This is a genomic window from Streptomyces sp. NBC_01618 (genome assembly GCF_045209435.1).
Classification (GTDB): Bacteria; Actinomycetota; Actinomycetes; order Streptomycetales; family Streptomycetaceae; genus Streptomyces.
The window spans coordinates 2,768,525-2,789,129 of the sequence record NZ_CP109297.1 but is presented as its reverse complement, the minus strand read 5'-3'; the positions used below and the strand labels follow the sequence as shown (position 1 = coordinate 2,789,129).

At 71.7% G+C, this 20,605-nt stretch carries 18 protein-coding genes and 2 tRNA genes; 4 read left to right on the top strand and 16 right to left on the bottom strand.

Annotated features, from left to right (window positions below; all coding sequences use genetic code 11):
• Positions 1-132 precede the first annotated feature (132 nt).
• The 7 genes from OH735_RS13070 to OH735_RS13040 form a co-directional block, all read right to left on the bottom strand.
• Positions 133-206 (bottom strand) — tRNA-Lys (locus OH735_RS13070).
• A gap of 187 nt (positions 207-393) precedes the next feature.
• Positions 394-1,152, bottom strand: coding sequence for an IclR family transcriptional regulator C-terminal domain-containing protein (locus OH735_RS13065; protein ID WP_406381647.1), 759 nt, complete (start codon positions 1,150-1,152; stop codon positions 394-396).
• A gap of 165 nt (positions 1,153-1,317) precedes the next feature.
• Positions 1,318-2,166: an ectoine/hydroxyectoine ABC transporter ATP-binding protein EhuA gene (gene ehuA, locus OH735_RS13060; protein WP_406381646.1), complete on the bottom strand. Its 849-nt coding sequence runs from the start codon at positions 2,164-2,166 to the stop codon at positions 1,318-1,320.
• A complete protein-coding gene (gene ehuD, locus OH735_RS13055; RefSeq protein WP_406381645.1) occupies positions 2,156-2,797 on the bottom strand; it encodes an ectoine/hydroxyectoine ABC transporter permease subunit EhuD in 642 nt (213 codons plus the stop codon). Before ehuD ends, ehuA begins: the two co-directional genes overlap by 11 nt.
• Positions 2,794-3,537 carry an ectoine/hydroxyectoine ABC transporter permease subunit EhuC gene (ehuC, locus tag OH735_RS13050; protein ID WP_406381643.1) on the bottom strand — a complete coding sequence of 248 codons (744 nt, stop codon included), beginning with the start codon at positions 3,535-3,537 and terminating at the stop codon, positions 2,794-2,796. The genes ehuD and ehuC overlap by 4 nt, the downstream gene beginning before the upstream one ends.
• A gap of 19 nt (positions 3,538-3,556) precedes the next feature.
• Positions 3,557-4,459, bottom strand: a complete 903-nt coding sequence (gene ehuB, locus OH735_RS13045; RefSeq protein ID WP_406381641.1) for an ectoine/hydroxyectoine ABC transporter substrate-binding protein EhuB — start codon at positions 4,457-4,459, stop codon at positions 3,557-3,559.
• Between the two features lie 259 nt (positions 4,460-4,718).
• Positions 4,719-5,678 carry a D-2-hydroxyacid dehydrogenase gene (locus tag OH735_RS13040; protein ID WP_406381639.1) on the bottom strand — a complete coding sequence of 320 codons (960 nt, stop codon included), beginning with the start codon at positions 5,676-5,678 and terminating at the stop codon, positions 4,719-4,721.
• Between the two features lie 227 nt (positions 5,679-5,905).
• On the opposite strand from OH735_RS13040, the gene OH735_RS13035 reads away from it, so the two are divergent.
• Together OH735_RS13035 and OH735_RS13030 are read left to right on the top strand one after the other, a co-directional pair.
• Positions 5,906-6,712 (top strand): decarboxylase, encoded by an 807-nt coding sequence (locus OH735_RS13035; RefSeq protein WP_406381638.1) that lies wholly within the window; start codon positions 5,906-5,908, stop codon positions 6,710-6,712.
• Positions 6,713-6,760: 48 nt separating this feature from the next.
• The gene (locus OH735_RS13030; protein WP_406381637.1) at positions 6,761-7,930 is read left to right on the top strand and encodes an LLM class flavin-dependent oxidoreductase; all 1,170 of its coding nucleotides are present in this window, start codon (positions 6,761-6,763) and stop codon (positions 7,928-7,930) included.
• A gap of 42 nt (positions 7,931-7,972) precedes the next feature.
• Here OH735_RS13030 and OH735_RS13025 read toward each other — a convergent pair whose 3' ends face one another.
• The gene (locus OH735_RS13025; RefSeq protein ID WP_406381636.1) at positions 7,973-9,850 is read right to left on the bottom strand and encodes a putative bifunctional diguanylate cyclase/phosphodiesterase; all 1,878 of its coding nucleotides are present in this window, start codon (positions 9,848-9,850) and stop codon (positions 7,973-7,975) included.
• A gap of 457 nt (positions 9,851-10,307) precedes the next feature.
• Between OH735_RS13025 and OH735_RS13020 the strand changes: the two genes are divergently transcribed.
• Entirely contained in the window at positions 10,308-11,474 is a 1,167-nt protein-coding gene (locus OH735_RS13020) for a M6 family metalloprotease domain-containing protein (protein ID WP_406386544.1), read from the top strand.
• Positions 11,475-11,537: 63 nt separating this feature from the next.
• Here the strand turns inward: OH735_RS13020 and OH735_RS13015 are convergent.
• The 7 genes from OH735_RS13015 to OH735_RS12985 all read right to left on the bottom strand — a co-directional run bounded on the left by OH735_RS13015 (position 11,538) and on the right by OH735_RS12985 (position 17,907).
• Positions 11,538-11,611: transfer RNA gene (locus OH735_RS13015), tRNA-Lys, on the bottom strand.
• A complete protein-coding gene (locus OH735_RS13010; RefSeq protein WP_406381634.1) occupies positions 11,602-12,309 on the bottom strand; it encodes a bifunctional DNA primase/polymerase in 708 nt (235 codons plus the stop codon). The genes OH735_RS13015 and OH735_RS13010 overlap by 10 nt, the downstream gene beginning before the upstream one ends.
• Before the next feature lie 165 nt (positions 12,310-12,474).
• On the bottom strand, positions 12,475-12,816 hold the full coding sequence (locus tag OH735_RS13005) for a hypothetical protein (protein WP_406381633.1): 342 nt from the start codon (positions 12,814-12,816) through the stop codon (positions 12,475-12,477).
• Between the two features lie 91 nt (positions 12,817-12,907).
• On the bottom strand, positions 12,908-14,242 hold the full coding sequence (locus tag OH735_RS13000; RefSeq protein WP_406381632.1) for an AAA domain-containing protein: 1,335 nt from the start codon (positions 14,240-14,242) through the stop codon (positions 12,908-12,910).
• Positions 14,239-15,852, bottom strand: a complete 1,614-nt coding sequence (locus OH735_RS12995) for a hypothetical protein (protein ID WP_406381631.1) — start codon at positions 15,850-15,852, stop codon at positions 14,239-14,241. The genes OH735_RS13000 and OH735_RS12995 overlap by 4 nt, the downstream gene beginning before the upstream one ends.
• On the bottom strand, positions 15,843-17,030 hold the full coding sequence (locus OH735_RS12990; protein ID WP_406381630.1) for a hypothetical protein: 1,188 nt from the start codon (positions 17,028-17,030) through the stop codon (positions 15,843-15,845). Before OH735_RS12990 ends, OH735_RS12995 begins: the two co-directional genes overlap by 10 nt.
• On the bottom strand, positions 16,915-17,907 hold the full coding sequence (locus OH735_RS12985) for a phosphatase PAP2 family protein (RefSeq protein WP_406381629.1): 993 nt from the start codon (positions 17,905-17,907) through the stop codon (positions 16,915-16,917). The genes OH735_RS12990 and OH735_RS12985 overlap by 116 nt, the downstream gene beginning before the upstream one ends.
• A 264-nt stretch (positions 17,908-18,171) precedes the next feature.
• On the opposite strand from OH735_RS12985, the gene OH735_RS12980 reads away from it, so the two are divergent.
• A complete protein-coding gene (locus tag OH735_RS12980; RefSeq protein WP_406381628.1) occupies positions 18,172-18,768 on the top strand; it encodes a histidine phosphatase family protein in 597 nt (198 codons plus the stop codon).
• A gap of 91 nt (positions 18,769-18,859) precedes the next feature.
• On the opposite strand, the gene OH735_RS12975 is transcribed toward OH735_RS12980, so the two are convergent.
• Positions 18,860-20,209 (bottom strand): tetratricopeptide repeat protein, encoded by a 1,350-nt coding sequence (locus OH735_RS12975; protein WP_406381626.1) that lies wholly within the window; start codon positions 20,207-20,209, stop codon positions 18,860-18,862.
• Positions 20,210-20,605: the final 396 nt, after the last annotated feature.

Sequence of the window (20,605 nt, the reverse complement as noted above, 5' to 3'; positions counted from 1 at the left end):
GACTGAAAATGTACGAGCGTATAAAACGCCTGTCTAGTACGGATGTGTAAAACGTTCGTACATCTCTTTGGGCAGCAAAAAAACGCACTGGGCGGTTCACGTGTGTACGTGAACCGCCCAGTGCGTTGTCTGTGCGCCGCCAGGGACTCGAACCCCGGACCCGCTGATTAAGAGTCAGCTGCTCTAACCAACTGAGCTAGCGGCGCCTGCTGACTCGAAAATAATACCCGCTTCAAAGGGGTGCTGATGACAGCCGAACAAACGGGATACATCGGACACCGACAGGTGCATCCGCCAATCTCAAGCCCCGCCCGCCAATCTCAAGCCCGTCCGGCGATTGAGGACAAAGCCGTCCCGGGGTGCACCCCAGTGGGCCTCACCGAACCCCCACACCTAGAGCGCCAGCGACAAGAGCACGGGAGCCGCCCGCCGGTTCAGCGTGTCCGCCGCCGTGCGCAGGCGATGTGCGTCCTCGATCGGCAGGGACAGCGCCAGGCACCCCGCCGACGACCCGGCGGTCAGCGGCACCGCCGCGCACACCGTGCCGACCGCGTACTCCTGGATGTCGAGCACCGGGACCGTCGCCGGCTGGCTGTCCAGCTTGGAGAAGAGCACCTTCTCGTTGGTGATCGTCCGCGAGGTGAGCCGGGCCGTCTTGTGGCGCGAGAGGTGGTCGCGGCGGCCGTTCCGGTCGAGCTGGGCCAGCAGGCACTTGCCGACCGCCGAGGCGTGCGCGGAGGACCGGAAGTCCACCCACTCGTTGACTGCGGGGGTGCGGGGGCCGTCGGCGTACTGCGTGACCCGGATCTCGCCGTCGACGTAGCGGCTGATGTAGACGGCCGCGCCGACCGAATCGCGCAGCTGCGCCAGCGACTGCTGGAGCCTGACCTCCAGGGCCTGCCTGCGGGCCGTCCCGGAGCCGAGGAGCAGCAGCGAGGAGCCGATGACATACGCGCCGTCGGTGATCTGCTCGACGTACCCCTCGCGGCGCAGCGTCAGCAGCAGGGAGGTGAGATGCTCGACGGGCAGCCCCGTCTTCCGGGAGATCTGGGCCTCCGTCACGCCGTCGCCGTGTTCGGAGACCGCTTCGAGAACGCGAAGGGCGTACTGCACCGAGTGGAACGGTGCGGTCGGTTCGGGCTTCAATGCCACGGTTTCCCCCACCAGGTTGTGACCGCAAGCTCTGCCCTCACGATAGCCGCCAAAACACCGTCCCGGGGAGGCTGTTGAAGAGAAAGCGGTGCGCCCCGGCTCCGTCATCTGGAGCGCACCCGTCTGGCATATGCCACAGTCATGGGCTTACGGCGAGTTCCGAGGTCACAGCACCGCGGTGAGGAATTCGCGTGTGCGTTCGTGCTCGGGATCGGAGAAGATTTTTTCCGGCGAACCGGACTCGACCACACGTCCAGCATCGAACATCAGTACCGTCTCCGAGACGTCGCGGGCGAAGTTCATCTCGTGGGTCACGCAGAGCATGGTGATGTCGGTGTTCCTGGCGATGTCGCTCAGCAGTTCCAGCACGCCCGCCACCAGCTCCGGGTCGAGCGCCGAGGTCACCTCGTCCAGCAGCAGGATCTCCGGCCGCATCGCCAGCGCCCGGGCGATCGCCACCCGTTGCTGCTGGCCGCCGGAGAGCTGGGAGGGGTGCGCGTCGGTCTTCCCCGAGAGCCCGACCAGGTCGAGCAGCTCGCGGGCGCGGCTCTCCGCCTCGTCGCGGTCCATGCCCAGCACGTTGACCGGGGCCTCGGTGATGTTCTGCAGCACCTTCATGTTGGGGAAGAGGTTGAACTGCTGGAAGACCATGCCGATCTTCTTCCGGGCATCGCGCAGATGCTTCTCGGTCGCCGGCCTCAGCGAGCCGTCGGGACCCCTGGTGTGGGACAGCGGGTCGCCGTCCACCCAGATGACCCCGTCGCTGATCCTTTCGAGGGTCATCAGCAGCCGCAGGATGGTGGTCTTGCCCGAGCCGCTGGGCCCGATCAGGGTGACGTGCTCGCCACGCCGTACGGAGAAACCCAGCCGGTCGAGGACGACGTGGTCGCCGTACCGCTTCACGACGTCGTCGAAGCGGACCAGCGGATGGCCGGTCGCCGCGACGGCGGCCGGCACGGCGTCCGCGGGGGCCGTGGGCGCGGTCTTCTGCAGGGGGAGGGGTTCAGTGGCCAAGACGCTTCTCCAGCTTTCTCATCAGCAGCGAGGTGGGGTAGCTCGCGACCAGGAAGACCAGCCCGGCGAGCGTGAATGCCTCGGTGTACGCGAAGTGGGCGGCGCCGTACTGCCGGGCCTCGAAGACCATCTCCTGCACCGTGATCACGGCGAGGAACGGGGTCTCCTTGAACATCGAGATCGCGTAGTTGCCGAGGGCGGGCAGCACATTGCGCACCGCCTGCGGCAGGATCACGGCCTGCCAGGTCCGCCGCGGGGTGAGCGAGAGCGCCCGGCAGGCCTCCCACTGGCCCTTCGGCACACCGTCGATCCCGGCGCGGTACACCTCGGAGGTGTACGTGGCGTAGTGGACGCCCAGCACCACGATGCCGATCACCAGCGGTTCCACCGAGGTGAACAGGGCGGCTGCGCCGACCAGTTGGACGAGCAGCGGGGTGGACCGGATGAACTCCATCACGGCCCGCACCGGCACCGTCACGAACCTGCTCGGGGCCCGCCCGGCGACCGCGATGGCGAGCCCGAGCACCGCGGCGACGAGCGTGCCGAGCACGGTCGCGAGCAGCGTGACCTCGAAGCCCTTGAGCACCAGGGGCAGTACGTCCCCGGCGGCGTTCCAGTTGAAGCCGTTCACCGGACACCACCTCCGGCCGCCGAAGCGACGGCCTCCGTGGCGCTGCGGCTGCGCAGCAGCGAGCCCGCACCGGTCGCCAGGCCGAGCCGCCGCTTGGCGCCGCGCTCCAGCAGATTCATCAGCACGGTCAGCGCGTAGGCCAGGACGAAGTAGAGGACCAGCAGGGTCACGTACGCGGTGAGCGTCTCACCGGTACGGTCGCGCAGCTGCTGGATCACGGTCATCAGGTCGGCCGCGGAGATCAGCCACAGCAGCGGGGTGCACTTCAGCAGCTGGATCAGCAGATTGGTGAAGGACGGGATCATCTGCACCCAGGCCTGCGGAAGGATCACCTTCCGCATCCGGTGCAGCGGCGTCATGTTCAGCGCGACGGCCGCCTCGTACTGCGCGCGCGGTACGGAGTTGATCGCGCCGCGCACCACCTCGGCGCCGTACGCACCGTAGTTGAGGCCGAAGGCGACGACACCGCAGAGCAGCGGCGTCAGTTCGTACCCCGTCAGTGGCGGCATCGCGTAGTAGAGCCAGAACAGCTGGATGTAGAGCGAGGTGCCGCGGAAGAACTCCACGACCACGCGCGACACACCGCGCGCCACCAGCAGCCGGCTGACCGACATCAGACCGAGGGCGAAAGACAGGAGCAGGGCGAGCAGCGCGCCGAGGACGGTGGCCTGGAGGGTCACCCACAGCCCCGCGCGCAATTGCGGCAGATCGTCGAAGAAGGCGGAGAAGAAATCACTCATGCGGTGCGTTCCGTCCCCGTCAGCCCTTGCACAGGTCGGCCGTCTTCAGGGTGGCCGGCGGGAGCTCGGTGGCCCCGAAGCCGTACTCCTGGAGCAGGCCCACATAGCGCGACTTGTCCGAGACGATCTTCTTCAGCTCGCGGTTGAAGGCGTCCCGCAGGTCCTCGTTGCCCTTGCGGAAGACGGCGCCGCCGGGGCTGTACTGCTTCGTGCCGTCGAGCTCCGGCAGGAAGGCCTCGGTGACCTCGGTGTCGGGGTTCGTCTTCGCCAGCCAGCGCAGCGAGATACCGGTGAGCAGGAACGCGTCGACCCGGCCGCCCTTGACCGCGTCGGCGCCGTCCTGCGGCTTCTGCAGGGTCTTGATCCTGTCCTTGGAAATGCCCGCGCCCTCGGCGTACTTGCCCTCGACGGCGCCCGACATCACGCCGACGGTGATCCCGGCGGCCTTCGCGGACGCCAGGTCGGTGACCTTCCTCGGGTTGCCCTTCTTCACCATCAGCGCGGTGGGCGAGATGAACTCGGGCTCGGAGAAGACGGCGTTCGCGCAGCGCTCCGGCGTGATGGCCATACCAGCGCTGACCACGTCGTACTTCCCGGCCTGCAGTCCGGGGACCAGACCGTCCCACTCGGAGAGCGTGGGCTTCAGCTCGTCGACACCGAGCGCCTTGAAGATCTCCCGGTGCAGCGTGGGCGCCTCGCCCTTGAGCTCCTTGCCCTCCAGATAGCCGTACGGGGCCTCGTTGGCGTACGCGACCCGGACGAATCCCTGCTTGCGGAGCTTGTCGAGCGCCCCCGCACCGTCCGCGGAACCGGCGTCGGTCCTGCTGCACGCGGAGAGCAGCCCGGGAACGACGAGCAGGCCGCCCACGGCCGCCGATCGGTTGAGAAAGCCCCGGCGGGACAGGTTCGGGAAGTCAGCCATGGTTCGCAATCTCCTGGAAGGGTCGAACAGTCCGGACAGGGGATGCGCCTGCCCGATCCCGTACGTCTATGCAGGAAGCGGCCCCCTGTGATCGAACGGTGTCCGGAAGGTGACCTTCCCGTGTCCGATTGTGGGCGGAGTGCGACGGCGGGTGCGCAGCGCGTATTCCCGGGCGCGGAGCGGCCCATGACCGACCGTTATATGGAGGAGATGTCCGGTACGGGGGGATGAAGTCCCCGGCGCCCCCGCCCGGTTGAGATCACTCGTCCGGCTCCCGGACGGGTGCGTAGCCGCGCTGTTTGTCCACCACGTTCGGCAACGGTGCCCCGGCCGCCCAGAGTTCGAACATCTCCACGAACTGCTCGCCCAGCCGGTCCCGCCAGCCCACCGTGTCGCCGCTCATGTGCGGTGACACGATCAGATCCGGTACGTCCCAGAGCGGGCTCTGCGGCCCGAGTGGCTCCTGCTCGAAGACATCGAGTGCCGCGCCCGCGATCCAGCGCTTGCGCAGTGCGGCGACCAGATCGTCCTCGACGACCAGCGGGCCCCGCCCCACATTGATGAAGCGGGCCGACGGCTGCATCAGCCCGAAGAACCGCGCGTCGAACATGGCGCGCGTCGACTCCGTCAGCGGCGCCGCGCAGATCACCCAGTCCGCCATGGCGGCCAGCCGGTCCAGATCCGCCACGCCGTGGACCGTGCGCCGCGCCCTGCGCCCCACGAGCGCCACTTCGACACCGAGGGCGATCAGCAGCCGGGTGATCTCCCGCCCGATCGGGCCCGCGCCGACGACCACCGCGCGACTGCCCGCCACCCGGGTGCTCTCCCGGTGTCGCCACAGCCGCCGGTGCTGGAGCTCCAGTGTGCCGGGGAGATCCTTGGCGAACGCCAGCACCAGGCCCGTCACGTACTCGGCGATCGGCCGCTCGAAGATGCCCCGCGCGTTGGTCAGCACCGTGTCGGAGGCCGCCAGCTCCGGGCAGAGCAGCCGGTCCACGCCCGCGCTCGCCGTATGCACCCACGCCGGGCGCGGCCCGGCACCGGGCCAGGCGGCCCGTACCGCGTCGGAGGTGAAGTCCCACACCAGTAGCACGTCGGCTTCGGGGAGCCGCGCGGCGAGCCCGGCCTCGTCGGTGTACCGGACGGTGGCCCGGCCGGTCAGCCGGCCGAGGCGCGGCGACGGGTCGGTGTCCAGGACGAGCAGGGTGGGCTCTGACATGAGAGACGGGCGCTCCGCTGCGTCTGGGATGTGCGACCCGACCACGCTCGCACCCGTGCCCGCCTTCGTCAACAGGTCGCCGGGGAGTCGGCGGCGTATGGGGCAATACTGGGGAGGGACGGGGCGAAACGGGCGCCCGCGGGAACAGTGCACCCGCAGGATCAGGACATACGCAGGATCAGGGCACCCGCAGGAACAGCGCATCCGCCGGAACAGGAAGGGTGGACATGACGACCCTCGGCTTTCTCTACCCGGGCCGCCACTTCGCGGAGGACGACTTCCCGCGGATGGAGATCCTGCTCGACGCCGTCAGGCTGGTCGTGAACCACACCGGCATCGACGAGGACGTCTACGAGATCGACGCGCTGACGCGCACCGGCGTGCCCGAACGGCTGGCCGCCGGGGTGCCGGAGCTGCAGCGCGCCGGTGTCGAGTCCGTCGTCTGGACGAGCGGCAGCGGCAGCTTCCTGTACGGGTGGAAGGGCGCCCACGAACAGACCGCCGCCCTGGCCCGGGCGGCCGGAGTGCCCGCCTCCAGCACCTCGTTCGGCTTCGTCCACGCGCTGCGGGAGCTGGGCGCCACCCGCGTCGCGGTCGCCGCGACCTACCCCGAGGACATCGCCGCGCTGTTCGCGGCCTTCCTGCACTCCGCGGGGATCGAGGTCGTCGCCACCCACGCCGCCCGCCTGGGCTCCGCCGCCGAGGCCGCCGCCTGGGGCCCGGACAAGGTGCGGGAACTCGTCCGGGCCGCGGACCGCCCGGAGGCGGAGGTGATGCTGCTGCCCGACACGGCCCTGCACACCGTCACGCACCTGGCGGAACTGGAGGCACTCCTCGGCAAGCCCGTCCTCACCGGAAACCAGGTGACGGTCCGGGAAGGGCTGCGGCTGGCGGACCGCCGGGCCTGGTCCCCGAGGCTCGGCAAGATCTTCGCCGAGCGCGAGGCACCCCCGGCCCCGGTGGCCAAGTGGGGCGAGGGCCGGGCGTGGGCACGGAGCGGAAAGAAGGGACGCCCCGGCCGCTGGGGGGAATAACCGGAGACCACCTCCTGTTCAGCTGTTCCGGACGTACGTGCCGCACGCATGCGCATCACCGGAGAGGGCCAGGACGTGGACGAGATTCGAGCCGACGAGATTCGAGCCGACGAGATCCGAGGCGACGAGATCCGAGCCGACGAGATCCGAGGCAAGGCGGAGGGGACGGCCACCGTTCCGCTCTCCGTGCTGGACCTGGTGACCGTGGGCCAGGGCCGCACCGTCACCCAGGCGCTGCGCACGAGCGTGGACATCGCACGGCTCGCCGAGCGCCGCGGATTCCACCGCTACTGGGTCGCCGAACACCACTCGATGCCGGGCGTCGCCTCCTCCTCGCCGGCCGTGATCCTGGCCCACCTCGCCGCGCACACCGAACGCATCCGGCTCGGCTCCGGCGGCGTGATGCTGCCCAACCACGCGCCGCTCGTCATCGCCGAACAGTTCGGCACCCTTGAGGCCATGGCCCCCGGCCGCATCGACCTCGGCCTCGGGCGCGCCCCAGGCACCGACGGCGCGACGGCGGCCGCCCTGCGCCGCACGGACCGGCTGGGCGAAGGCGCCGAAGATTTCCCGCAGCAGCTCGCCGAGCTGACCCGGTTCCTGGACGACGACTTCCCCGACGGTCACCCCTACGCCCGTATCCACGCGGTCCCCGGCCCGGTCCAGGCCACCGCCGAGGGCGGCGTCCAGTCGGCGGCCCGCCCGCCGATCTGGCTGCTCGGCTCCTCCGGCTTCAGCGCCCGGCTGGCCGGCGTACTCGGCCTGCCGTTCGCCTTCGCCCACCACTTCTCGGCCCAGAACACCGTGCCGGCCCTCGACCTGTACCGGGAGTCGTTCCGGCCGTCCGCGGTGCTCGACGCCCCGTACGCCCTGATCGGCGTCTCGGCCCTGGCCGCCGACGACGAGCGCGAGGCCCGCCGCCAGGTGCTCTCCGGCGCCCTGTCCATGGTCCGCCTGCGCACCGGCCGGCCCGGCCTCGTCCCGACACCCGAGGAGGCGGAGGCATACGCCTTCAGCCCCATGGAGCGCGAGTTCGTCGACAGCTGGCTGGCCAACATCGTCCACGGCACGGCGGACGAGGTCCGTACGGGCCTCGACGACCTGGCCAAGCGCACCGGCGCCGACGAACTGATGATCACTGCCAACGCCCACGGCGGCGAGGCCAGGCTGCGCAGCTACGAGCTGATCGCGGACGCGTACGGGCTGCCGACGGCCTGACACCGGCCCCGGCCTTCCGGCCCCGGGCCGGGAATCCCGGGGTCAGGCGTTCAGCTTCCGGCCGCCGATCAGTTCGGCGATCCGCTCCGGGGCCACCGCGCGCGAGTACAGCCAGCCCTGCCCGGTGTCGCAGCCGATCCTGCGCAGCCGTTCGGCCTGGCCCGCCGTCTCCACGCACTCCGCGGTGACGGTCAGGCCCAGCCGGTGCGCCAGGTGCACCATCGCCTCGACGATCGTCTCGTCGGCGGGGCTCGGGCGGTCGCCGTCGTCGTAGCGGAAACCGCGTACGAACGAGCCGTCCAGCTTCAGTACGGAGACCGGCAGCCGGCTGAGGTAGGCGAGGTTCGAGTAGCCGGTCCCGAAGTCGTCGATGGCGATCCGGACGCCCATGTCGCTGAGCGACTGGAGGGCCTTGAGCGGGCGGCCCGCCGAGCCCATCACGGCCGACTCGGTCAGCTCCAGCTGCAGCAGAGCGGGGTCGAGGCCGGTCTCGGCGAGGATCTCCGCGACATCGGTGACCAGGTCGGAGTCCCAGACCTGCCGGACGGCGACATTGACGCTGATGAACAGCGGCGGCTCGGCCGGGTGGTCGAGCTGCCAGCGCCGGGCCTGGCGGCACGCGGAGCGCAGCACCCACCGGCCGAGCTGGACGATCGAGCCGTCCTCCTCGGCGATCGCGACGAACCGATTCGGCGAGAGCAGGCCGAACTGGGGGTGGTTCCAGCGGACCAGGGCCTCCACCCCGCGTACGACTCCGTCGGCCATGCCGACCAGCGGCTGGTACTCGATGGTGAACTCGCCGCGTTCGACGGCGGGCCGCAGATGGGAGGAGAGCGTCTGCCGGGTCATCCGGTGGGCGTTGCGCTCCGGGTCGAAGACCGTCCAGCGGGCCTTGCCGTCCGCCTTCGCCCAGTACAGCGTGGTGTCGGCGGCCTGCATCAGACCGGTCGCCGAGGTGTCGGCCACGGCCCGTTCCACCACCCCGATCGAGGCCGAGACGGATAGCCGTTGCCCGTCCAGGTCGAAGGGCTTCTGCAGCGCGGCGAGGACCGTGCGGGCGAGGTCGGTGAGCGCTTGCGTACCGGTGGAGTCCTCGACCAGGATCGCGAACTCGTCGCCGCCCAGGCGCGCCACGAGATGGGCGCCGGGACGGTGCGGGCGGTCCTGGGCCGCGCAGTCGGTGAGCCGTGCGGCGACGGCGGCGAGCAGCCGGTCGCCGATCCGGTGGCCCATCGTGTCGTTGACGGCCTTGAAACCGTCGAGATCGAGATAGCAGAGCCCGATCCGGCCCTGTCCGGTGGCGTCGCCGTTCTGGTACGGCGGCGTCTCCAGGACGGCCGAGAGCCGTTCGAAGAACAGCGCCCGGTTGGGCAGCCGGGTCACCGGATCGTGCATCTGGAGGTGGCGCAGCCGCTTCTGCAGTTCACGCCGGTCGCTGACGTCCGCGACGGAGAGCAGCACCCGGCCGCAACGGGGCCGCGGCGCGTCGGCCCGGCCCGCCTCCGGTTCGGGCATCGGCACGACGGTGATCTCGGCCCACAGCGCGCGCCCGTCGGGGTGCTTGAGCCTGCGGGTGCAGCGGAACCGTGAGCGCCGGCCGTGCAGCACCTCGCGGTACGCGTGCCAGGTGCGGCCGTCCGCCGCGAGGTCGAGGAGATCGGCCGCCGACTGCGTGGTCAGTGCCGCGGCGGAGAAGCCGAGGAGCCCGCCGAGGGCATCGTTGGCGGCGAGGACCAGTCCCTCGTGGTCGACGACGGCCATCGGGAGCGTGGCGGCCCGGAAGGCGGCCCGATAGCCGTACGGCTCCGATCCCCGGGCCCCGGCAGCGGGCCACGGAGGGTTACACTCCGTGGCCGACGGTCCTGCGGAGTGGGGGGATGTGACCGCCGCGGGCCTCGGCCCTTCGGAGGTTCCGCTCACCGTTCGCTCCCGCCGTGCAGTTCTGTCCTGAACAGGTGTGGCCGGACTGGCCCGCCGTGTGGAGCGCCGTTGTGGGAGGCGGAATCCACGCGGGAAAGCCTGGTGAAGCATAGAGGCTGGTGCGTCGGCCGTTCCAGCGCCCGCCCCCTCCACGCCCCGCGTTCGCCCCACATGGGCCAGTCCCCCGGCGATCCGTTTTGCCCATGACTGATCGTTTCTGAGTGCTTCCGTTCTCTCGCGATCTTCACGTGATTGATTGTGACTGTCCGTGAGGCTGGGCGCCTCGGAGGGTCGCTGACTCGACTGGGGCAGCTCAACAGGACGGAAGCCTCGAATCATCACAGGGTGAGTGGGTGACCGCAGCTCGCACCCGGAGGTGGATGTGCCGCGTCTGCACAGAGCCGGGGGAGCCGAGAGGTCGAGCCTGCGCAGGGTGGCCGCGGCGGCGACCTCCCTGATGGCACTCGCGGCCACCTCCCTCGTCGCCGGGCCCGCAGCGGCCGCCACCGGCGAAGCGGGTCCGTGCGCGCTGCCCCGAACCGAGGTCCACCACTCGCTCGGAGTGGAGGAGTGGAACGACGCCTACCCGCGCCCCGTCCACACCCTCGACGCGGTCATGATCTTCCTTTCCTTCCCGGACCACCGCCCCGGCGCCACCCCCAAGGAGCTCACCGCCGACTACTTCCCCGCCACCACCCAGTTCTTCCGGCGCGCCTCGTACGGACAATTCACCCTGCGACCGCACCCGCTGCGGCGGTGGATCCAGATGCCCAAGGCCTCCGCCTGGTACGGAATACAGCGGGACTGGAACAATGAGCGGCGCAGTGCCTATCTCCGCGACGCGATCACCGCGGCCGACCCGCAGGTCGATTTCTCCCGGTTCGGCATCGTCTACCTGGTCGCCGACCCGGACGCCCCGGGGGTCGACTCCGACGCCACCAAGGTCGTCAACTTCGACCGGCCGGTGCGCGCCGACGGTACGGACATCCGGCGCGTCGTCACCGTCTTCGAGCAGCACCCGCCGGACCACAACGTGCTGGCCCACGAGACCGGACACGTCTTCGACCTGCCGGACCTCTACCACCGGCCGTCCGACGGCAAGGGCGACTGGGACACCTACGTCGGCGACTGGGACGTGATGGGCAGCCAGTTCGGCCTCGCGCCGGAACTCTTCGGATGGCACAAGTGGAAGCTGGGCTGGCTGGACCGCAGACAGGTGGTCTGCGTCCAGCGCAGTCAGGACATCACTCTGGAGTCGATGGCCGCCGTGCCCGTGCCCGGCGCGTCCATCGGCACCCGGCTCGCGGTGATCAGGACCGGCGAGGGCAGCGCCGTGGCCATCGAGGCCCGCAGCGCCACCGGCAACGACCGGACGACCTGCGCCGAGGGCGTCCTGCTCTACCGGGTGCGCAATGGAACCCCGTCCGGCGGCGGCCCCGTCGAGGTCATCGACACCCACCCCCGCACCGACGCCTGCTGGGACCGGTCCGTGTACGCGCCGCTCGCGGACGCCCCGATGCGGGTCGGCGAGACGTTCAGCATCCCCGGCGCGCACACCAGGGTCGAGGTCGCCGACCGGACGCCGTCGGGCGCCTGGACGGTCCGGATCACGACGGGAACGTAGAACGCGGGCTTCCGCGACCACGAAAAAGCCCCCTCGCTTTCGCGAGAGGGCTTCTTCCGTCTGTGCGCCGCCAGGGACTCGAACCCCGGACCCGCTGATTAAGAGTCAGCTGCTCTAACCAACTGAGCTAGCGGCGCCTGCTGACGTCGTAGACATTAGCACCCTGATCGGCGGGAGGAAAAATCGAATTCCGGGCCGCCGACGAGGGCGCCGACCTGGTCACCCGCACACAGGCCCAGAGCAGTACGTCCGGGCCCGGCAGCCAGGGGCTACGGGTGTCGGGCGCGACCACCCAGCGGGGCCCGGGGGAGGCGGACGTGCAGGTCAGCGGGGGGACGGTCACCGCGTCCCCGGTGCCGTGGCAGAGCAGCGGCGGAACCTTCGCGCCGTCGCCGTCCCGCCCTCGCGGGTCCGTGCCGGCCCGCGGTTCGAGGCCGCCGCCCCACTCCTCCCAGTCGAGCAGCGACGGCAGCCGCTGGGCGGTGCCGGGGGAGGCGAAGAGCATCATCCGCCCGCGGTGCGTGGCGACGGGGCCGGAGCCGGGGCCGTCGACCCACAGGTGTTCCAGTATCCGGCGGCCGAAGAGGGCGGGCACGTTCACCACGTCGAAGGCCGAACCGCACGGCAGCACCCCGGGCGAGGAGGGGTGGGCCTGCCACTGCGCCAGCGTGCTGCGCGGATAGGCCGTGGCGCGGGCGAGCCAGGCGGCACCGGCCGCCGTGACCTGGGCCGACTGGTTCGCGGCCCGGTCCCGCAGGAGAGCGAAGAGGTCGGCGCCGTGGTGGGGGTCGTCGCCGTGATGCAGGGTCGTTTCGTCTGGCAGCCATGCGCTCATGCGCCCATGTCTACCGGGAGTGATCAAGCGGATTCCGAGAGTTGCCGGAAATCGGGACAGGGCGGGGTGGGGAGGAGTATCTTGCGCTCGGGCATATGCCACTGGTGGTACCCGGAGGCGGGACGACGGACCCTACGGCGGTTACGGCGGAAGCCGGTGCGGCCGTCAGGGCGCGGAACCGCCCAGCAGACTCCGGCCGAACTCGACCATCTTCTTGGCGTAGTCCTCGGTCCACTCCGCACGCTGCGCGATGTCCGCGGTCGTCAGCCGGTCGAACCGGCGCGGATCGGCGAGCTGCGCGGCCGCGATGGCCTGGAACTCGACCGCGCGGTCCGTCGCGGCACGGAACGCCAGGGTCAGCTCGGTGCCGCGGGCCAGCAGCTCCTTCGGATCTTCCATCGACTCCAGGTCGAAGAAGTGCTCGGGATCGGCGACTGCCGCCGACGGCTCGAAGAGCAGGGGCGCGGGGCGCAGCCGCTGCCGCTCGTTCCGCTCGGGTTGTGCCATGTGATGTTTCCTCCTTCGGTGGGCCCGACGGCCACCCTCCATTGTCCAACGCCGCGCAAGAGGGCTGTCGGCGTTCCTGCGGCGGGCGCCGTCAAACCCCCCACCGCACGCGGCGCTCGGCCAGATGCGCCAGCAGTGCGTGGTTAGCCTCCCAGCCGTCCGGGAACTTCACCGTGACCCCCAGCTGTACCGGCTCCGTCGACGGGTGCTCGTCCAGCAGCTCTGCGACGCCCGCCCGGCACACCACGATGCACGCATGCCGGTGGCGCGAGGCCAGGACGCACAGCCGGCCCGTCTCCAGATGGAACGCCGTGGCGTCCGGGCGGCCGGACAGCGGGTGCAGGACCACCGTCACATCGAACTCGCGGCCCTGGAGCCGGTTCGCCGTGTCCACCGCCACGCCCGTCACACCCAGCTCCGCGAGCGCCGCCCGCACCGCCGCCGCCTGGTCGCGATGGGCGGTGCCGACCGCGACCCGGTCCGCCGTCACCGGGACCGGATCGGGGGAGCGCTCGCTCGTCGCCGCGCCGCCCCGGTCGAGGAGCCGGCGGACGACCAGGGCCACCGCCCGCACCGCCTCCGGGTCGGTGCGCGGGGTGTGCCGGGCAGGGAGCTCCAGCAGGCCCCAGCCGGACTCCGCGGCCTCGTCCAGCACCCGGTCCGGCGCCGAGCCGTCGGACCGGGTGCCGAACGACAGCCGCCGGTCGCCGTGGTCCGTACCGCTACGGAACGGGGTGTACGGATAGAACGCGTCCGAGACGAGCGGCGCGGCCGACGCGGGCAGTCGCCACGACACCGGAAGCCGGTGCTGTGGCAGCCCGGGATTGTGCGCGAGCAGCGTGGAGACCGCGCTCGCGGACGGGTCGTACGACAGCCCCGCCCACTGGTCGGCGCCGACGATCGAGAACGGGTCCAACTGGCCCGGATCGCCGACGAACAACGCCCGCTCGAAGAGGCCCGCGACGGCCAGCAGCGCGTCCGAACGCATCTGGTACGCCTCGTCGACGATCGCGTGGCCCCACGGCTCGACGTTCTTCACGTGCGCCCACTTCGCGGCCGTCGAGATGACGACGTCGAGTCCGGCGAGATCCGACGCCTTGGCCGACTTCCGTACGTTGGCGAGGCCGTCCAGCACCTTGTCGTACGGGTCGGAGTCATTGCTGTGCAAGCGGCCGACGGGCAGCCCCGGGTCCTTCTCGGCCAGCCGCACCACCAGGTCGTCGACCTGGGCGTTGGTCTGCGCGACCACCATCAACGGGTGCCCGGCCGCCGCGAGTTCGAGCGCCGCGCGCACCACGAGCGTCGACTTGCCCGCGCCCGGCGGGGAGTCCACCACGATGCCGCGCGACGTACCGCTCAGCGTGTCGGCGAGGATCGCGTCGGTCGCCCGCGCGGCCTGGGCGCCCGGGTCGAATACGGCCGTCACAGAAGGTCCTCCGCGGTCACCGGATCGGGATGCTCGGCGCGTTCACCGGCCGCGCCCGGCGGTCCGCCATGGGTCCATGGCGTCTCCTCCGGGTCCGGCAGCTTCGGACCGCCGCGCTGGTCGTGCTCGAACAGGGTCCAGGCGATCCGGTCGCCCGGCTCCGGCACCGAACCCGGGGCCGGCTCCTTGCTCCGGCCCATCCGGTCGGTGATCCGCAGCACCAGCGCGGACGCGCCGCCGTCCGCCGGCTCCTCGGCGTACCGGACGAACTCGGCGGTCTGCGGCCTGCCGTCCAGCGAGCGGTACACCTTGGTGCGTTCCCCGAGATGCGGGCGCTCGTCCGTGCGGACGGTGACCAGCGGGCGGGGGGACGGGCGCTTGGACTCGCTGTACGCCATCACCACGTCCGTCACCTCGCCGACGAACGCCTCACCGGCCAGCCGCCGCCCGGCCAGCACCAGCGGATCGTCCAACGCCTCCTGCGCCTCCAGCTGCGCCTGCGCCGTCTCGCGCGCGGCCAGCTTCTGCGCCGCCGTCACCGCGTCGTCCCGGCGCGGCTGCGGCGGCTCACCGGAGCGAACCCGGTCCCGGTGGCCGGTGAACGACCAGCGGTCCCTGGTCCACCGGTCCTCGGCCCGGGACCCCTCGGGCAGCTCCCTCAGCAGATCGAGCCCCCGCCACACCGCGTCCCAGGTAGGCCGGGTCACGGCGGCCAGCAGCGCCCTGATCTCCCGCTCGGCGCCGGTCAGTTCGGCAAGCCGGGCATCGGCCGCCAGGCCGTCCTGCGCCGCCGCGAGGGAGATGCGCGCCCGGTCGTACTTCTCGATGGCGGGCGCCAGCAGCCGGTTGTCGAACGCCGGGTCGGTCGCCGGACCGGCCGGCGGGCACAACAACTGGCCCGCCCCGTCCCGGTCCAGCTCCGCGCGGAGCGCCGCCGACGCCCCGGACGCGCCCGCCGGGGCGTCGATCCAGGCCAGCAGCGCGCCCAGATGCTGATCCTCCAGGCTGCTCTGCCCGGTCGCCCAGTGCCGGTTCAGCAGATCCGTCGCGGCGAGCAGCAGCGAGGAGCCCGGCACCCTGGCCCGCTCCCCGTAGTGCGTCAGCCAGCGGCCCAGCAGCGGGACGCGGGCCGGGGCGGGGTACGGGGTGTCGGGATCGTCCTGTGCGGTGCGGCGGAACCGCATGGACCGGCCGAGCAGCCGTACGAACTCGATGCCCGCCCGGCTCGGCACGATCAACTGCGGTGCGTCCGCGCACAGTTCGACCTCGACCTTGACCTTCTTCCCGGTCGCCGGATCGGTCTCGTTGCGCTCGGCGGGCTCGACGACAGCCTCGTACGCCTCGATGTGCGGCAGCACCGCCTCGGCCAGCTCCGCGAGGAACGCGAACCGCAGATCCCGGTCGCGCGGCTGCGACACCGTCAGCAGCCGGGGCGCCTCCCGGTCCGTCCCGACGAGCGCGCCCAGCGGAGCGCCCGCCTCACCGGCGGTGGTCAGCGGCACGAGGACGAGCGGCCGGTCGGTGAGATGGCGGTGCAGGACCGTCGCCATCGGCTGCGCCCGGCCGCTCTCCACGGCCTCCAGCCGGGCCAGGGTGCTGATCAGCGACATGCCGCACCGCCCGCCAGCGCCTCGGCCCGCAGCGCGGCCGCCCGCCGCAGGGCCACGACCGTCGGATCCGCCGGGTCGCCCTCCTTGCCCGCGGCGGCGGCCAGCACCGCCCCCACGGTCGTCAGCCCGCCGAGCTCACCGCGCACACTGCGCCCCAGCGCCTCCACCGCGCCCGCCGCCCGGGCCTTCGCCCGGCAGTGGAAGGCCAGCTCGCACGCCGCCAGGCACTCCGGGGCGTACGCCGCGCCGACCGACTCGACCGCGGCGTCGAGCTGCTCCCGGGGGCACTCCGGATCGAAGGTGGTGCCCTCGGGCAGCGCCGCCGCGATGTCCTCGACCCGGGCCAGCCTGGTCAGCTGGCGCCGGGTGACCGCACGCTGCTTCCGCACGTCCACGACCGAGGCGGCGGGCAGATTGGAGAAGTCCTTCGGGCAGACCAGCAGCACCCGGTGTCCGACCTCCGCACCCGCCGTCAGCTCCGCGATCCGCTCCAGCGCCAGGACGTAGACGGCGGACTGCCGGGCCGCCGCACCGACCTTCGCCGCGTCGGCCGAACCGTCGATCATGGGGAAGGACTTGATCTCGACGACCGTCCACGTGCCGTCGGGGTGCACCACCACCGCGTCCGGCTCCAGATAGGCGGGGGAGCCCGCCACCTCCAGGGCCAGCATCGGGTGGTCCAGCAGCGCCCAGCCGCCCGCCTCGGTCGCCTCCCGCAGCGCGAGCGCCGTGCGCGCCGCGCGGCCCTCGGGACCGGCCGCCATCAGATCGGGCACCAGGACCTCGCGCGGCGACTCGGCGCCGCCGCCGAGGTGCTCGTACAGCAGCCGCATCAGCTCCGTACCGCCGTCGGCCTTGACCTTGGCCTCGAAGGCGTTGCCCCGGACGAGAGCGAACTGCGACTGGCCGAACGGGGCGGGCGAACCGAGCGCCGTGGCCAGCGCGGCCTTGTCCACCCCGGCGCCGTCCAGCAGGGCGCGGCGCCGGCAGCCCGGGTTGGCAGCGAGGGCGGCCAGCGCGCGGGCATCCAGCGGACGCGGGGCAACGGCCGGGCCGCGCAGCTCAGCGAGCCGCTGCCGGAGCGTCGCCCCCCGCTCCTCCCGCGCCTGCGGGGGCAGCGGCGTCGGCCCGGGGTGCGCGGCCGGCCGGGGCGTCTGCGTCGGCCGGTGCCGGGGCATCGGTGGGATCTGCGGAGGTGGTCCGCTGGCCAGGGATTCGCTCACCCGCCGAAGTCTTGCATCCGGCACTGACAGCCGGGGACTTCGCACCTGCCGCGAACCGCGGGGAGCGGGCTTTGAGCCCGTCCCTGATCCGGTCGGCGAGACGCAGCACCGGCCGGGTGAGCAGGGCTCCGACGCCCATCACGGCGGCGCCCGCGACCGCGTCGAGGAAGTAGTGGTTCGCCGTGCCCATCACCACGAACGTGGTGACCAGGGGGTACGCGATGCCCGCGGCCCGGACGAGCGGGTGCCGCCCGTGCCGCCACAGCAGGATTCCGCACCAGAGCGCCCAGCCGACGTGCAGGCTCGGCATCGCCGCGTACTGGTTAGTCATTCCGCCCATGCCGCGCGGGGCACTCGCCTCGGTGCCCCACCACCCGTACGAGCTGTACTGCGCCATCGTGTCGACGAAGCCGTGACTGGCGTCCAGCAGCCGGGGCGGGCAGGTCGGCATCAGCGTGAAGCCGATCAGGCCGAGCAGCGTGGAGGTCATCAGCCAGGTGCGGGCACCGCGGTACAGGGCCTGGCGATGGCGGAAGAGCCAGATCAGAACGGCCGGGGTGACCAGGTAGTGCAGAGTGGCGTACACGAAGTCGGCGGGTATGCCTATCCAGGAGTGGGCGGTCAGCAGCCGGTTGAGCGGGTGCTCGAAGTTGATGTGGAGCGTCTGCTCCAGGTGCAGGATGCGCAGACCGTGGTCGACAGCCGTGGACACATCGCCGCGCACGACCAGTCGGCCCGCCGAGTAGGCTGCGTACACCAGCGCCAGCAGCGGCAGCTCGGTCCACCAACGGGGCCGCGGGCGTGCCATGGGCGCGGTGCTGGCATGCTGCATCCGGAAGCTCTCCATTATGTGTTCATGCGACCGACGGCGGGCGTTCAACCGTACGGCGCAGGTCGGCCGTGATTTCCCCGGGGGTCCCGGTCGGATCCCCTGTGTGCACACGGATTTCTCCGCGCAGGGAGGGACGCCGGTCCGGCCCCGGAGGTTGCCTCCCGGACCCGTGCGCGATGATGGGAAAACCGGACGATCTGTTTCCTGTTTCCTGTTTCCTGTTTTCGATCTCCGGTCCCAGATCTCAGTTCAGGGAGAGCCGTCATGGCACCGCGTATCCTGCTCGCCCGGCACGGGCAGACGGAATGGTCCGTCAAGGGCAATCACACCGGCAGGACGGACATCCCGCTGCTCGACACCGGCCGAGCGGGCGCCAAGCTCCTCGGTGAGCGGCTGCACCGCAAGCCGTGGGCGGACCTGCCGGGCCTCGAAGTCCGTACGAGTCCGCTGCTGCGCGCCAAGGAGACCTGCGACATCGCGGGATTCGCGGACCGGGCCGAGCCGTGGGACGCGCTGCTGGAATGGGACTACGGGGCGTACGAGGGGATGACTCCGGCCCAGATCAAGGCGATCCGCCCCGACTGGTTCATCTGGCGTGACGGGGTGCCTCAGGGAGAGACCCTGGCCGAGCTGTCCGCCCGCGCCGACGCGATCGTCGACTGGGCCCGCTCGGCCGACCGCGACGTCCTGGTCTTCGCCCACGGCCACATCCTGCGGGCGCTGGGCGCGCGGTGGCTCGGCGAGGACGTGTCGTTCGCGGCGCGCATCCGGCTCGACCCGACGTCACTGTCGGTGCTGGGGTGGGCGTACGGGGCGCCCGCGATAGAACGCTGGAACGACACGGGCCACCTGGACCGGTAGACCCGGCCCGCGCAGCGAATGCGGGCTCGGCGGGCGTCGGAGGACGGGACCGGTCGGACGGCCGCGCCCCCGCCGAAGCCCCCCGTGTCCGCTACGCCCCCGCTACCTCTCCGTACCGCTCCAGGAACCCCCGTACCTCCGCCACGCCCCGCTGCGGCGCCAGCACCGTCGCCGCGCCCGCCAGCATCGCCCGGATACGGGACGACTGGACCCGGTCCAGCAGGTCCAGGACCTGGTGGCCCGCCGTCGCCGCCTCCGGGGCCCGGCCGGCCCGGGCGAGGTCCCAGGTCAGCTCGGCCCGGTACAGCGCCAGATTCCGGGTGAAGTGCGGATCCTGGAGCCGCGTCGCCCGCAGCGCGTGGCGGGCCGCCCGCGACCAGTCGCCCAGCGTCGACCAGCACTGCGCCTCCAGCATCTCCAGCTCCGCCTCCCGGAAGAACGTCATCCACTCCGGGTCGGCGTCGGACGGCCCGCACCCGAACGCGGTGTGCGCCCGGCCGATCGCCCGTTCGCAGCCCGTACGGTCCCCGAGCCCCGCCCGGCCCCCCGCCTCCCGCAGCGCGAGCAGCGCCAGCAGCCGCGGTGAACCCAGCGGCTGCGCCGCCCGCTGCCCGGCCTCGGCCGCGCGTACGGACTCACGGGGCCGCCCCGTGTCCCTGGCCAGGAACGACGTATTGCAGAACGCGTGCGCCTCCAGCCCCGCGTCACCGGCCACGCGCGCCGTGGCGAGCGCCTCCGCGTAGTGCGAGCGGGCGTCCTCGAACCGGCCCGAGTCATGGGCCAGCCAGCCCACCGAGATGGCCAGTTCGCCGGCCCCGGCGTGCAGCCGGTCGGCGGTGGAGCGCTTGGTGGCGGTCCCGGAGTCGAGCAGCGCGTACGCCGCCCGCAGCGGCTGGGACGCCCCCCGGTAGAGGCCGTCACCGCCGTGCCGGTCGTCGAGCAGCCGGATCTGCCGCACCGCCTTCTCGACGGCGCTCACCTCGGCATCGCCGACCCTGCGTGGGCCGGGCAGGGTGGCGGCAGCGGCGGAAGTGCCGCCCAGGCCGAGCCCCAGGGTCGCGGCGGCCATCGCGGTGGTGCCGCTCGTCATGAATACGCGACGCAGCACGTCGCTCTCCTCGTGGGTGTCGCTGTGGAGCGCAGGGGGCGGTGGAGTTTCGGCAGTGGCCCGCGCCGCCCGGCCGCGTACGGTTTCGCGCGGCGAGAAGCCCAGGTCCGCCAGGGTCGTTCCGGGGAACATGTGCAGGAAGACCCGCTCGTACGCGTAGTTGGGGCAGCGGATCTCGCCGGACTCCACGCGTCCGATGTACCGGGCGTCGCACGCGACCTGCTCGCCGATCTCGCGGGCGGATCTGCGCACCGCGGCGGCGAACTCCCCGGCGGAGCGCGGTCCGCGCAGCCGCCGGAAGGCGAGGTTCGGAACTGCCCCTGTCGACACCATGGGATAGGCCCTCTCTTTCGGATCATGCCGGGCTCGCGGGGTCTGGTGCGCACATCTGCGGCGTTGTCGTCGGTCACCAACTCCCCCATAGCCTTAAAGGCATGGGGGGACCCCCTTCGCGTTGCCTCCCTCCTCCGCCTTGCAGCTGCACGCACCAGACCCCGCTCCCTGATCCGGCCTGATCCGAAAGAGAGGGCCTCGCCCTCACTTCTGCAGCCGGGGCTCCTGCTTCCGGTGTCCCGGCGGAGCAAGAAGGTACCTGCTGTGACCGGCCGCGCACGCAGCGTTTCCCTGCAAAAGGGGGCATCTCGCCCACGATCCGCCATGAACTGCCATCCTTTGCGGCGGCGTGGCACCGTAGCCCTTGACGCAGTCGGCGCGTTGGTCCATGCGGAG